This window comes from Stenotrophomonas sp. YJH_SMC_73, assembly GCF_059370155.1.
Genome location: NZ_JCAFTJ010000003.1, coordinates 306972 through 322466 on the forward strand (window position 1 = coordinate 306972; position 15495 = coordinate 322466).

The following is a 15495-nucleotide window of genomic DNA, read 5'->3' on the forward strand; positions in this document are numbered from 1 at the left end:
GTGGACCTACTGCCGAGCCTGCCGCCGGGCGCGCTCCTGCACCCGGCGGCGCCGTGTCGGTGGTCCTCACCGCTGATGGCCGCTCCCTGCCCTCCGTGCCATCCTGGCTGGGGCCGCCACCGTTCCGTGGCGGCTGGCCCGATGCTGTTCGTTCTTTCGGCCCGGTCGCATCCACGCATGGCGTGGATCTACTGCCGAGCTTGGTGGGCAGCAACGTGTGCCGACCAAGGACGGCACCTATCGGCGCTGCGTGCCCTCGTCGCGACTTGCCTGCGGGAACTGGAAGGCACTGTTGGCGTCATAACCGCTGTTGGCAGTGTTGCCACGCGCCGGCGGGTCGATGCTGCTGGTACCACTGCCGAAGCCCAGAATCTGCACGCTGATCACCGACGGCTGGTTGCGCCGTGCCTCGTCCTGGCTCTTGCGCATCACATCCTGTGCCGCCTGGCTGGCGCTGTTCGCTGCCGCACTGGCCGAGGCCAGCGCATTGACATTGACCGATGCCAGCACCGGCAGGCCCTTGCTCTCGCCCTGCACCTGGATGTTGGCCGCGTTGAGCACCTGCAGTGCGGCCAGGTTGATGTTGCCCGAGACGCGGATACCGGCCTCGCCCGCATCGATGGTGCCAAGCGGTGCGATCAGGTCGACGTCGCCCGGCGGTACTTCGGCAATGGGGTTCAACGTCGCGATGCCGGCACCGCTGGCCGGGGCCTGCGGCGACAGGATCACATTGCCCCAGCCGTCATAGACGCGACGCGGTGGCGTGTACAGCAGCGTCGTCTGCGAACCACGACCGGCATTGATGTCACCCTGCTCCGACCAGGCCAGGATGTCGCCACCGAAGGTGGTCATCACCCGCGACAGGCCGAGCAGCACGCTGTCCTGGCTGAACAGCCGGATATCACCTTGCCCCTGGGTGACAAGGCCGGCGCTGGCGGGTGGCACCACGCCCTGCACTCCGATCACGATCTGCCCACCCGGTGCCATCAGCTCGATGTTGCCGCCCGCCTCGGTACGCACGCCGGAACCACCGTACATCACGATATCGCCGGTACGGTCGATCGTCGCACCGGCCGCATTCCTGTCCGGCATCAGCGTGGCGATGGCTTCGCGCCCACGCAGGTAGGAGCCGAAACGGGGCCCTTCTGCATCGGTATATTCCCGTCCACCTTCGCGCAGCTCGGCGTAATAGACCTGGCGCAGGAAGATGCGCTGCTGTTCCTGCGGCAGCGCATCGAACGCCGCCAGCGCCCCGTCGCCGTCGGCCGCCACGCCGAAGCGCTGCTGCAGCCACTGCTTCAACTCCTGGTTGTAGACCTTGACTGCCTTGCCCGGCTGCGATGCAAGCGATTGCGCGGGATCGGCAAGGTTGGCAGGGTGCAGATAACGGGCACGCAGGGCCGCGAAATCGATCTGCTGGTTGCCGGCCGTCAGCGCGATGCTGGCGCCGGGACGGGTGTCGCCCTGCACGATGCCACCGAGGCTGACGATGCTGCCCGCATCCTCCTGGCGCAGCTGGCGGCCGGCACTGATCTCGGTGTTGCCGGGGCCAGCGATGGTCGCGTTCAGATGCACGATGTCGCGGCCCGCCGCCGCCACCGTGATGTCGGTGGGCGCGGTGTTCAACGCGGTCATCGACACCCCGAGGATGTCCCGGCCTGCCCGCAGTTGCACGGCGCCGGCGGCCTCGAACCAGTTCAACTGCGTGCGCTGCCCCGCGTTGGGATTCAGCGTGCGCCGGGCGCCGGTGGCCAGACCGATAATGTCGCCCTGCACCGCGTAGTAACGGCTCGGCGCCAGTGCCGCAGACACAGTGGACAGCGGCGTATTCGGACCGAATGCGAACAGTGGAAGCGACCCCGCCGGCGATGCCGTGTTGCCGTCGACGGACAGGTTGTGCCGCGAGCGGGTCACATTGCCTGCGGAATCCCCCTGCTCGGCCATGAATGCCGGGTCGAAGGGTCCCGGCAGGCGCGCGTCACTGGCCGAGCGCGCGATCTGGGTCGCGCCAGGCTGGGCGAAGATGCCTCCGCCGGCCAGGACGTCCAGCCGTCCTGTCGCCGAGGGTGCCAGCAGAATCACATCCTGCGTCCCCGGCGTGGTGCTGATCCGGTCCAGCTTGATGTCACCCTGCGCAGCAATGGCGCTGAAGCGCGAAGGATAGAGCCAGTAATTCAGCAGATCATCGCCGCCACGCACAACAAGCTGGACCTGCTCCCGCCACAGATTGCTGCCCGTCACGTTTTCCGGCCCGGCGAGGCCTGGCGCGAGGTCACCACCGGCACTGAACAGATCCACGGCCGTGTTGGCGGTCCACAGGGAGAACCACGTACTGCCTGCAGCGCGCGCGCCGTCATTCTGCAGCACCGCGCTGTAGTTGGCCAGCGGAACCCGGCCGGCATCGGCGACGCCGCCGAGCACCACATCGCCCCGCGCCTGCAGCTGCGCGGCGGCGTCGCCCAGCACCAGCACCGGCCCGCCCATCGCGCGGGCGGCGTCAGGCGCAAACAGGTCTGCCGCCCGCTGCTTACCCAGCGTCGCGTAGCTTTCCAGGGTGACGCCCATTGCACCGATGCGCCCCGCATCGAGCTGCAGGCTCCCACGCAGGTTGCTGAAGGTACCGTTGAGGTCGAGATTCTGTCCCGCCCTGGAGGGGTTGAGGCTGGAGATCGTCGCCTGCAGGTTCGGATTCAGCGCGCCACCGATACGCAGCTGCAGGTCGCCGCCGCCGGTCAGGTGCAGCTGGCCATCGCTGACCCGGCCGGTCGATCCCACCGCAGCAATGATCGCACCCGAGCGCGGTGCGATCGTCGAGACCAACGCGTCACCTATCGCATCGCGCACGCCGGCGTCACGCCCGGCCTCCAGCGTCAGGTTGCCCCCGCCCAATGTGCCGAAGCCGGTGAAACCAACCATCCGTGGAGAGGCGCCAGCGGCAGCGGACACGTTGGTGTAGGCGCCAAAGTTCACCCACCAGCTGGTCGGCACCGGCTCCACCCCAGTGGTGCCGCCGGTACCCTGCCGCCACAGCCAGTTGCCGACCGCGGCACTGGAGTACAGCGCCCAGTCGCGATCGCTGCTGCCCGACTCTGCGCGCGCGGTCCAGGCGTCGCCGACGATATCGCGCCCGGCTTCGACGCGCAGGTTGCCACCATGATCCGGATACCAGGCCTGGTAGCTTGCCATCGCGGCGTCATAGCTGCCCGGCACCAGGTTCGGTCCCAGCACTGCGGTGTTCCAAGGGGCCGCTGCACGGGGCGAATTGAAGGCAGCGTCGCGGCCCCCACCCAGCGCGGCGGGAGTGCCGGCGGTGTAGACGCCAAAGCCTGACTTCATCACGACGTCACCGGCCGCGAGCAGTTCCATGTCGCCCCTGCCGGTGCGCAGTACGCTCCACGCCGGCGTGCCTGCGCGCTTGCCGTAAGTGGTCACTTCGGTCTGCGTGCCGCCGCCGGCGCAGTAGGTGGGCGCGGTGCTGCAGAACTCGTCTTCGGTCATGCCAAACATCGCGGCGAAGTCCTTCGCAGGAGTGCCTGCGTAGGACTCGTCGCCCCAGTAATCCAGCGAGCCCTGCGCGGCCACCTGGCGGGGTGCCGGGCCGCAGTAGTCGGCCGACATCGCGCAGAACTCGTCTTCGGTGAAGCCGAACATGTCGGCCAGCTCCGCGATCGGACGGCCTGCATAGGAGGTGTCGCCGATCCAGTCCAACGATGCCTGCTCGGTCAACGCGCGATCCCCCACCCAGATGATTTCCGTCTTGACCGTGCCGATCGAGCCCTGGTGGGTATCGGCCAGCACCACGCTGCCATCGCTGCCCCAGCGCCGGCTGCGTGGGTCGGCTGCCCCGGCATCGGCGCCGGCAACAACGGTCAGGTCCCAGGAGGTGGTGCCCTCGGCCAGCATCGGCGCCAGCGCCCAGTTGCGCCCCTGGTTGCCGCCGGCATCGGCCGGCCTCAGATTCACCGACGCGTCGCCGGGCAGCTCCACCTTGGTCAACGACGGGATGTACGCGCCCACCTTGAGCGCGACTTCGCGTGCCAGGCGCAGCGCAACCGGCAGCACCGCGCCGGCGGGCCACTCCTGTGCCGCCATCTGTACCGCACTGCGCAGGCGGAAGCCGGCTCCCAGCCGCGCACCGGCCGCCAGCATCAGCGGCTCCTGCAGCACGGTGCCCGCGGCCAGCGTCTGCCCGGAGTCGGTGGTCACCGCCGCACCCAGCACCGTGCCTGCAGGCAGCCGCAGGTTCTGCGAGATCACCATCGGCGCGGGCAGCACGGTACCGACCGGAAGCGTTACCGATTCGACCGGCACGTCATAGTTCAGGCGGGTGCCGGCCTGGAACTCGGTGCCGGGCTGCAGCTTCACTCCGTCCACCGGCACCACCAGCCCACCGCCAAAGGGGGTGTGCCCCGCGCTGCCATTGCGGCCCTCGTACAGCTGCCAGCCGCCCTCATCCGGCGTGGACGGCGGCGGTGCGAATCCATCGTTGATGCTGCCGTAGACGTTGATGTTGCCTTCGGCGCGCAGCACCAGCGAGGCCGATTCGCCGAAGCCACGCCGCGATGGATCGGCGCGGTTGGCATCGGGGCCGTAACGGTAGCCGGACAGATCGATGTCGCCGGCGATGGTCAGGTCGCCGTCCGGGTTGGCGTCGCTGCGCCGCGCCAGCACCTGCACGCCGGGACGAAGGCGGACATCGCCCAGCGCCCGCGTGCGCTGCTGCAGATCCGCGTTGCCCAGCGCACCATCGATCCAGGCCACACTGTGCGGATCGACCACCTGGTCCAGCCACTGCTGGGTGACCAGCTGCGCGCGGTTGCCGCGCACGTCAGCGGTGGTTGCCAGGGGCGCATCGTCGTAGCGGCGAACACCATTGAGCTGGATGTCGGCCGCGCCATCGATGCGCAGGCCGGTGGCCGCGGCAATCGCCGCGTCGTTGCTGCCCAGCCGCGGCACATCGATCTTCAGCGTGCCGCGCGGGGTGCCATCGTTCTGGCCAGGACGTCCACCAACGGCAACGTCGCTGCCCGCACGCAGGTCCAGCTGCGCCGCGCTGCCCAGGCCGACGGCACCTTCGGCGCTGCCCAGCGTGATGATGGCCCGGTTGGGACTGTCGATGATCTTGCCATGGCTGTCCACGCGCAGGCCGGTACCGTGCGCGTCCAGCGTGCCGTCCACCTGCAACTGATCGCGGGAGTACAGGCGGATGCTGCCGACCTGCTCGCCGCTGGCATCGATGCGGCCGGCCACGGTCAGGCTGCCCGCATCGACGCTGATGTCGACCCGGCGCGCCTTCACTTCGTCGCCGATCCGCAGATCGCCCTCACCGATCTGGAAGCTGCGACCGCCGACGACGCCGCCGGCAGTCAATCGCTGGTTGAGGCCGCCGAAGTCCTGCAGCTGGCGTGCCCGCACCACCAGTTCGCCACCGTCATAGGGCACCAGCGTGCCACCGGCATCGTAACGACCAGTGGCGGCAGCCTGCAGAACACCGGCCAGATCGGCTCGGCCGGCCATTGCGGTGACCGTCAGGCGCCCGCCGCGGTTGTTGCGTGCGGAAACATCGATGCGGGAGGCAGCATCGGAGCGGATGTCACCCGTGTCGCTGGACAGCAGGACATCGCCGCCCCAGCTGAACTTGTCCACGTCGTACAGCGAGACCTTGCGCCCGGCCAGGTCCAGCGCGGCCCGGCTGCCAAGCGTGATGCCCTGGCGCGCGTTCGCCGACAGCCGTCCGGACGCCAGCGCGACCGTGCTGTCCAGCGTGATCCGGTTGGCGTCGATGCTCAGCTCACTGCCCAGTGCATCGCCACCCGCCCTGCCGGTGCCCCCCTGCAGGCGGAAGTCGCCGCCGGTGCGCACGCGCAGCTGCGCGGCGGGATCGGCCGTCAACAGCGGTGTATCGATACCCAGGCTGCCTCCGCTGTACTGCCAGCCCTTGTCGGCCAGATAGTCGCCGCGCTGCTGGAACACGTCCAGCGTGCCCTGCGCGGAGAACGACAGCTGCTCCGAGGCACTCAGGTTCAGCGCACTGAAGCCGAGCACCTGCCGGTTCGCAGGTACTTCAGAGCTGGGACGGCTGAATGGCGCCCGCCCCAGCTGCAGCTGGCGGGTGACGATGTCCAGCTGCCCGGCCCCGAGCCGGTCCACCATCGGCTCGGCCGGCGGCACCGTCGCGTCGCTGCCCGGCGCCTGGCCCGCCGCCAATGAGCCGTCCCAGACCAGCGTCTCCACCAGGATGCGCGCGCGGTCGGTCGCCGCACCGTAGCCGCGGATGGCCTGCGCACCGAGCACAAGCGTCTGCAGGCCACTGCGGCCGGTGGCACTGTCGCGCGCATCCAGGTCGACGCTGCCGAACACGTTGACAGACTCCCGCGCGACCAGGCTCAACGTGTCCAGCGCCGGCGCGCCGGTCGCATCATTGCCGCGCAGCAGTTGTTGCAGCACGGACTGGTTCATGGTCATGCCACTGGGCAGCGCCCCGGCCGCAGCGGCCTGGGCGATCGCTTCGGCACTGCCGAGGTTCAGCGCCGCCATGCTCAGGCCGAGCTGGCGGGTGCCATAGCTGGCCGAGTCGCGCATCTGCAGCGCGCCATCGGTCGCTACCGCGATGCTGCCATCGGAAACCAGCCGCGTCTGGCCGTCGCACGCCGCCTGGCATCCGCCGATGTCGATCGCCACCGGACCGGCCTCCACCCCGGTGGTGCCGGTGATCAGGTTCAGGCGCTGGTTGGACACCGCCAGCAGGCCGCCGGAGACCTGGTAAGGCAGGGTCGCGCTGGCATTCGCGTTGGCGGATGCGAACGGCAGTGTATCGAGGGTCGCACCGGCCTCGACCAGCACGCCGCTGCCACCGGAGGCCGCTGCCACCAGCACTTCCGGTGCGTTCAAGGTGACGCCGGAACGGATCGCCACGCTGCGCGCCTGGCCGGTCACCGCCACCTGCGAGGCCTCCTGGTTGAACTGCCCGCCGATCATCATCCGCGCCGGCAGGAAGGCATTGAGCGCGTCGTCGCTGAAGGTGGCGCCGCGATCACGCGCCTGCGATTGCGTGGTGCCATCGACGATCTCCAGCGAACCGACCGCCGGGCTCGCCAACGTGGCTGCCAGCGTGCCACCACGCCCCTTGTCGGTGGCAGCCGCGAACCGCGCGGTGCCGGCGAAGTGGATGGCAGGCGTGTCTGCACGACCTGCACCTTCGCCCAGCGCAAGGGTCAACCCGAGCGCATCGATGGTCTGCCAGCCACGCGACTCGCCGCGGCGGTCAGCTACCGATTGCGCGAAGCTGTTGTAGGAGGTTTCGTTGTAGCCCGAGTGCCGGCGTACCACGGCCGCGGGAGTCAGCAGGATGTCGGTGAGCAACGGCGAGATTGCCGCGCCCAGCGCCGTGCGCTGCTGCCCGGACACACGCCAGGTGCCGGTGCCGGTCGCAATCGGTTGCACGATGCCGGAGGTGCCGGTGGCGCCCAGCTCCACCCGGAATGCGCCGGGCTGCAGCGCATAGCTTGCCGGCATCAGCGTGTAGGTGCCGGCCGCCAGGCCGGGCACGCCAGCCGGCACGGTGATCTGCTGGCCCACCGCCGGAGCTGCGAACCCTTCTTCGCCACTGGGGGCGAACGCCCGGGCGCGTCCCGGTACGATCGCGTACACCGGGTTGCCCGACGCACTGAACCCGTAGCGCGGGTTGGCGTCGGCCAACGCCGTACGCAGGACGTCGACAGAGCCACCGCGTCCTGACACGAAGGCGGCGCCGGTCAACTCACCACCGCCGGACATGTCCAGCAGGGCCCCCGGCGCCACCTCGATCTCGTTGGCCTTCAGTGTCACCCCCATCGAGGAGATGCCGGCCGGCGTCAGCGAACCCAGGCTGCGCGTACCGACCCGCCAGTCAACACCATCGACGGTGCCACCATAGGGCAGCGACAAGCCGGCGCCACTGGTCGAGGTTACGCTGCCTGGCAGCAGTTCCACCCGGCTGCCGACGGTTCCGTTCTGGATCAGGCCACCCAGCTGCAGCGTGCCCATCGGCGCCTGTACGTTGCCGCCCTGCTGCACCGTGGCGGCCACCAGGCGAAGCGTACCCAGCGCCGATTCCGGCGCCGGCTTCGTGGCCGCACCGGTGCCGTGGATGCGCAGCACGGCATCCGGATCGGACCAGTAATCAGCGGTCTGCACGGTCTGCGCCGACGCGCCGGCCACCAGCGTGCCGACCGCGCCTGTGGTGGGATACAGGCGCGCAGCGGTCACGTCCATCGAACCAGCCGTCATCAACGCGCTGGTGTTGCCACTGCTGGCAATGCCGTTGGTCAGGCGCACGTCACTGCGGCTTTCCAGCGCCACATGCTTGAAACCCGGCAGCCAGGTGACGTCGCGGATGTCGATCAGCCCGGCCTGCACCGCCAGCGCGTGATCTTCCGGCCCGGACGAAGCGACCGCGGCGGTGCCCTGCAGGTTCTCGCCCGGCATCTGGCGCCAGCGTGCCTGCGCCAGGCGAACGTAGGGCGCACTCAGTCGCAGCCCCGACGATGGCCCGGCATCCACGGCCATGCCCAGGCTCGAAGTACCCTGGCCGTGGATGCGCAGGCTCTGGGCCAGGCGCAGGTCGACGTCGCCGACCGCGCGGATGTCACCGAACACGGACAGATTGTCGAAACCGCCAGCCTGCAGCTGCTCGACCGACAACGCGGCGTGGCCATACTCCAATGTGGCCGGCAGTGGCTGCCCCGGTGCGCTGTGCTGGCTGAGGGTGATCGCACGTGACCGCAGTACCTCCTCGCTGGCGCCACGTGCATGGATGCTGCCGCCAAAGGCCAGCCCCAGGGTGCCGCCGCGTGCGCCGGCACCACTGGCGGCCGCGTCCATCCCGCCGTCCAGGTACAGCGCATTGGCCGAGCGCAGCACGATCTGCCCGCCATCGCTGTCCACGCGCACGCGGCCCTGGCCATCGACGTCCAGCTCGGCCGACGCACCCCGCGCCTGCAGGCGCGCACCGCGTTCGACCACCACGAAGGCTTCCGGTGGTCGGTTGTCGACGAACGCTGTGGTCTCCCAGTCCAGCGCCCCGCCAATCTCGATGCGTCCACCCGCGCGCACCTGCCCGCGCAGACGGCCGCTGGAATCGGGCAGCGAAATCGCGTCTGCATCGGCATCCAGCAGCGCGCCTTCGGCGAAACGCCAGGTGCGTTCGGTGCGCTGCCCGGCGTACAGCGCGTTCTCCGGGCGCACATCGTCGATCAGGATGCGTCCGCCCTTCGCGCGCAGCGTGCCTTCAACATCGATGTTGCCCGCACCAAGCAGCGAGATCGTCTGGCCTGGATCGACCGCCACCAGTGCATCCTTGCCGACCCGCAGGTCACCGCCCACGCTGTTGCGCTCCGAACGCAGGCTGATGCTCGCACCCGCGCGCTGGCTGACGCGCCCGCTCGACGGATCGGCGCTGTACAGCGGTTCGTCCCACGCCGCCAGTGCGGACGCCCGGTCGGTCGCCATCGGCGCGTCCTGGGTCAGGCGCAGGCCTGGCAGGGCAGCGACCAGCCGCGCGCCATCGGCCACCTCCACGCCGTGGTGGCCATTGATGTCGTACTGCGCGAAGCCACTGCCGAACAGGCCGGGGTCCAGTCGCAGCGACGCGCCCGCCAGGTCCGCATCGCCCACCCGCACCTGGCCACCGGTCCCCAGCGAGAAAGAACCACCGCCCTGTCCTCGACCACTGAACCGGCTTCCCTCACCCAGTTGCACCCGGCCACTGCCATCGGTCGTAACCGTACTGCTGTTCGCCTGCAGGCTGACGCTGCCGCCTTTACCGATATGGGCCTTGCCGCGCAGGTCCAGCGCAGCACCGGCCTCGACGTCAACCGTTGCCTTGGCGCCCACGGCCACGTCATGACTGTTGCCCAGGCTCAGGCGGCCGCCATCCGTCCAGGCACCGCTCGCGTCGCGCGGCATCGCCAGTGAGGCGTTGCTCCATTCGCCGGAGAGGTCGATCCGCGTGCCGTCGGCAATGACGGTGCGGGCGCGGCCATCGTGCAGCAGCGCCGTCGGCCGGCCCTGGACATCCAGCAGGTTGCCCGCCGACAACTGGCCGCCGGCAATGCCGATGTCGCCTGCCAGCTCCACCTCGCTGCCGGTCAGGTTGAGCTGCCCGCCGGCCTGAAGCCGAAGGCTGCGGTCGATGCGGATGCGATCGGCGGTCGCCAGGTCGATCCGCCCCCACTGCTGGGCACTCAGCTCTGCGATATCCAGCCACACCGTGTCACGCCGCTCCTCGTTGACCGGAGCCGCCAGCGACCACGCCGTCTTCGTCGGAGCCTTGTCACCCAGGCGCACATCCGAGCCGAACACACCACTGCGGCCCTGGCCGTCGTAGCGCCCCAGGTACAACTGCGCATTGCGCGCGACCGCCGTCTGCGCCTGTGCATAGCCATCCAGCGCGGCATCCGGCCTGCGGTTCTGCTGCGCGCCCTGGAAGGTTGCAGTCTCAACCTTTCCATCCAGCACCGCGGTCGGTGCGGAGACGATCAGCCGTCCTGCATCGCGGCCGACCGTGTACCCGTTATCGACCCGCTGCGCCGCGAATACGATCGGATCACGGAAGGTCTCGGTGATGCCCCAGCGTTCCTGCTTCACTTCATGGCCGCTGTACAGGCCATCGAACAGCATCTCCGCTGGCGCCTCATCAAGACGGTAGACCTGGCCATCAACGCCGCGCACCCAGCTCTGCCGGACCACGCCGCTCTGCACATCCAGGCTGCCGCCGGCAAGGTTGATGCGTGAGCCACCCTGCGTGATCACTTCCCTGCCGCCCAGCAGGACGGTGCCTCCCTGCGCAGCCCATTCGCCGATCGAGTGCCCCTGGTTGTCGAGGTAGCCCCCCACTTCCAGCAGGCCGCCTGCGGCGTACCAGCGCTCACCCTCATAGCCCCCGGTACCGGCCGGAACGTGGACCAGCCTGCGGCGGTCGACCCAGACTTCGCTGCTGGTCAGCTTGCCGCTGTCGCGGTTGTCCAGGGCATCGCGCAGTTCGTTGCCCTGCACCTTGACCTGGACATTGTTGCTCTCCATCGACACCTGCACGCCCACTGCGCCGGACACGTCCACGCGCGCGGCATCGTCCACGTAGCTACGGGCCGCCGCATCGGCGATGATCTGGCCGCCCGTGGCAACCGTCAGCGAATCCGCGCTGAAATGGATGTTGCCACCCGAGACGATCTCCACCCGCGACTGGTCCCGGCGATCATTGTGCTGGGACAGATTATCGAAGGTTGCCGAACGCGCGCCAGCGCGGATCGCGTCCTGCTCGGCCGATTCCTTGATTAGGGCGTCGCGCTGCGTATCCAGCACCGTGGTCTTGCCATCGTCCTCGATCAGCACCGCCGTGGTGGCTCCGTCAGCAAGCGTGACGCTGCTGCCTGCATCACTGGCCGAGGCCAGAAGATGCACGGTGCCGCGCTGTGCAAGCGTGGTGCTGGCCACGGCCACACCGGCCTGCTCGACGCTGCGCCCGGCCAGGGTCACGTCACCCTCGAGTGCGCGCAGCAGACCGGTATTGCGCACGCTGCCAGCCGTGCTGCCAGCGATGAAGCGCGGCGCGATTTCATTGCCGCGGGTGGTGGAACTGGTGTTGGCGGCCGTACCCACGCCGCGCCGGATCACGAAACTGTCACCTGCCGCGAGCTGCACCTGGCCCTTGCGCGCTTCGATCTGGCCAGCATTGTCCACGCTGTGCCCGGCCAGCAGCACGTAGCCACCGCCGCGCGTCGCACTGGTCGGCTCATGGGTCGCGATGCGCGCGCCCCGCTCCACCATCACCTTGCCGAATGCATCGCTGAGCGCGCTGCTGCTGGCGTCGGGGCTGTACAGGCCGTTGTCGCGGAACTGCGCATCGCTGATCCGTGCTGCAGCCGCCAGCAGATTGCGTACATTGACCTGGCTGTTGTTGCCGAACACCACGCCGTTGCGGTTGGCCACGAACACCGTGCCACTGGCCTTCAGCTGGCCCAGGATCTGGCTGGGCCGCGCCTGCGGATCGTTGACGCGGTTCAGTACCGCCCAGTCAGGGTTCTGCAGGAAATTCAGCGTGGTGTTGCCGCCGATGTTGAAGGTCTCCCAGTTCAGGATCGCCTTGTCCGCGGTCTGCTCGACCGTGACCTGCACCCTCCCGTCGCTGCCCTGCGACTGGATCGCGTCGCGCGCATTGAGCCAGCCACGGGTCAGCGGGTTCTGGTCGACGCTCAGGCCGTCCTTGCCGAGGCCATCGGCAACGATGAAGCCAGCCTCGCGGTGCGCCTGCCGGGCCTGTTCCTGCAGGCGCTGCTGCAGGGCAATCGCCTGCGCCGCAGTGCCAAGATTGTCGATCGACTGCTGCAGCTTCTGCCGTGCCGCATCCTGCTGCTGGGCCGGCAACTGGAACTGGATCGGCACGCCGTTGGGCATCCGGCCACTCTGTGCCGCGCTGCCCTGGGCCGCGCCCCGATCGGCGAACCAGCCCGGAGTGAACGCCTGCTGCGCCTGGCTGGCCGGGGCTACCATGCTCCCCAGTGCGACCGCGATGGCCCACGCCATCGGATGATTGCGGCGCATCGACGCGGCCGGATGAACAGCGGACGGGAGCGGGTGCGACATCGGAACCTCATCAGCCTGGTGGGCCGCAGCTGCGGCGACGATCGGGGAGGCACACGCAACGCATGCCCTGCCACTGATAGACGGTTCACGCGAGACGAAGCCGACAGCCGAACGCTGCAACGGCGGCACCGTCGTGGAAATGGCGACGCCGGCCCAGAGGCCGGCGTCGGGTCAAGCAGGATTCAACCCGTGCTGCGGATTACAGCGGACGGCCGATGCCGGCGCAGGTGCTGGGGTTGTTCAGGCCAGCAGTGCTGCTGGCCAGCACGAAACGGTTGCGGATCGCATCGCGCCAGGCCTTGGTCAGCGGGATGAAGCCGTGGTCGGTGATCGACTTCTCATACGCGACGGTGTAGGTCGCCGGATAGTGGCGCGCCAGGAAGCCGCGCAGGCTGGTGGCGACGCTCGAATCCTTGTAGCACTGGCCGATCACCAGGTTGGTGTAGCCGGCGATCGGATAGCCGGCCGACGGGTTGCCGAACACCGGCACCCAGTTGGCGGGGTTCTCTGCATCGGTGCCGGTCGGCGGAGCGACGGTGTCCAGGGTGGCCTGCACGCTCACCTGGTCCGGCGAGAAGCCCTTGACCTTGGCGACCTTGGTCGCATCGGTCAGGTTCGGGATCACGTCCGGGCCAACGTAGCCGATGCGGCCTTCAGCCGCGTAGACAGTGTTGTACAGCGAGGTGCCGCCGGTGGCCGGGGCGGCCACCAGGAACGCCGGCAGGTTGCCGTTGGCATCGCGCTTGTACAGGTCGGCGAAGGTCGACTTGATGGCGAACTTGCCGCCCACCAGCTTCGAGGTGTCAGCATTCTCAGCGGCACAGGCCGCGGTCAGGAAGCGGCTGAACATTTCGCTGGTGCCGCTGCTTTCCGCGCGGTACACCACCTGGATCGGGCCGCTGCGGTTGGCATCGATGGTCGACCAGTCGCTGATCGCGCCCGAGAACACGCCGCAGATCTGCGCCACGCTCAGGTTCACCGCCGAACCGGCCTTGTTGAACGGGATGGTGACCGAGGTGGCCACCGACGGCACTTGGATCAGCGCGCCGTAGCGGTTGGCATTGGTCGGCTGGTTGAAGTTGGTGGTGTAGGTGTTCAGCTCGGTGCCGCTCAGTACCGAATCGCTGCCGGCGAAGTGCACGGTGCCGGTGGTCGAGAACAGCAGCGAGTTGTTTTCCAGGAAGGCCTTCTTGCCGGTGCCCGAACCGGTCACGGCGTAGCTGAAGTTCGCCGGCAGGATGCTGTCGGACGAACCCTTGTAGAGGTCGGCCGGCAACGAGGCACCGCCGCCGGTCACGGTCTGCGCCGAGGCGGCGCCCACGGTAGCGAGCAGCACGGTGGCAACCAGCGCGGCCAGGGTCTTGCACTTGTTCATGATCTTCTCCTGAAGGGTTTACTGCGAAGGGAAACACCAAGGGAGGAACGGTCACTACACGCCTGCTGCCGCCGAGGGCCTCCCAGCCCACTCTGCGGCGACGTGTCCATGCTGGTCCGCGCCGATGACAGGCCGCTTAAGAAACCTGTGGAAGATCGGAAAAAGGTGTGGAGGATTGTGTGGAGAATCGAAGACGGCGACCGGGTAGAGTCGACTGTGCGTCGACTGGTGCACGGAGCGCTGGTCCTGTCGAAGTGTGCTTGGAAGCAGTCGACTCCACCCGTGATGCGCGTTGCGCATCACTGCACCAGCTGGTTCATTTCCATGATCGGCATCAGCACCGCCAGCACGATCGTCAACACCACGCCGCCCATCACCAGGATCATGGTCGGTTCCAGCAGTGCGGTCAGCGCCATCGCGCGACGCTCGATCTCGCGCGAGATCGTCTGCGCGGCGCGTTCGAGCAGTGGCGCCAGCGAACCGGTCTTCTCGCCGCTGGCCACCAGATGCACCAGGATCGGCGGATAGACCTTCTGTACCTTCAACGCAGCACCCAGTGCCGCACCTTCGCGAACGCGAGCAGCCACATCATCGGCACAGCGCGCCAGCAACGCATTGCCAAGCGTCTGCCGCGCCGCTTCAAGCGCACGCAGCAGCGGGACACCGGCGTCCAGCAGGATCGCCAGCGTCGAGGCAAAGCGCGCACTGTTCACACCCAGCACGAAGCGCCCGACCATCGGCACCCGCAGCAGCATCGCGTCCCAGCGCAGGCGCAGTTCCGGCCGCCGCAATGCCAGCCGCCAGGCCACCACCAGCGCAGCCATGCCCAGCCCTGCCCACGCACCCCAGCTGCGTACGAACGCGCTGGCGGCCAGCATCACCTGGGTCAGCATCGGCAGCGTCTGCCGTGCCTGAACGAACGCGGTCACCACCTGCGGCACCACGTAGCTGAGCAGGAAGATCACGATCGCCACCGACACCAGGCTGATCGCCGCCGGGTAGATGAAGGCGGTCAGTACCTTGGCCTGCAGCGCATTGCGTTCTTCGATGTAGTCGGCCAGGCGCTCCATCACCCGTGCCAGATCGCCGGAATCCTCACCTGCACCCACCAGCGCCCGATAGATCGGCGGGAAATCGCGCGGCCGCGCGGCCAGGGCCACGGTCAGGCGCTGGCCGGCACGCACGTCGGCACGTACTGCGGTGAGCGCCTGGGCCACGTGCGGGCGTTCGGCCTGCTCGATCACCGCACTCAAGGCGCCTTCCAACGGCAGGCTGGCGGCCAGCAGGCTGGCCAGCTGGCGCGTGGCCCAGGCCAGCTCGCTGGCAGACAGCCGCCGGGCAGCCCAGCCACTGCCGGCACTGCGCGCCACGCTGACCTGCACGGGTGTCAGCCCACGACCGCGCAGCACCTGTCGCGCACCGCGCGGGCTGTCAGCGTCCAGCTGGCCCTTCTCGATGCGGCCCTGCGCGTTGGCGGCCTGGTAGTCGAACAGCGCCAT

General features: G+C 68.8%; 3 protein-coding genes. All 3 read right to left on the minus strand.

The window, feature by feature from the left end:
* Positions 1-237: 237 nt before the first annotated feature.
* On the minus strand, positions 238-12621 hold the full coding sequence (locus AC5P8R_RS06760) for a putative filamentous hemagglutinin family protein (protein ID WP_495223156.1): 12384 nt from the start codon (positions 12619-12621) through the stop codon (positions 238-240).
* Positions 12622-12820: 199 nt separating this feature from the next.
* The gene (locus AC5P8R_RS06765) at positions 12821-13996 is read right to left on the minus strand and encodes a substrate-binding domain-containing protein (protein ID WP_495223157.1); all 1176 of its coding nucleotides are present in this window, start codon (positions 13994-13996) and stop codon (positions 12821-12823) included.
* A gap of 299 nt (positions 13997-14295) precedes the next feature.
* Positions 14296-15495, minus strand: coding sequence for a type II secretion system inner membrane protein GspF (gene gspF, locus AC5P8R_RS06770; protein ID WP_046430964.1), 1200 nt, complete (start codon positions 15493-15495; stop codon positions 14296-14298).

What these genes read in the sequence shown, in the direction of transcription:
- AC5P8R_RS06760 (WP_495223156.1), bottom strand. Translation starts at nt 12,621, where the DNA reads ATGTCGCACCCGCTCCCGTCCGCTGTTCATCCGGCCGCGTCGATGCGC.
- AC5P8R_RS06765 (WP_495223157.1), bottom strand. Translation starts at nt 13,996, where the DNA reads ATGAACAAGTGCAAGACCCTGGCCGCGCTGGTTGCCACCGTGCTGCTC.
- gspF (WP_046430964.1), bottom strand. Translation starts at nt 15,495, where the DNA reads ATGGCGCTGTTCGACTACCAGGCCGCCAACGCGCAGGGCCGCATCGAG.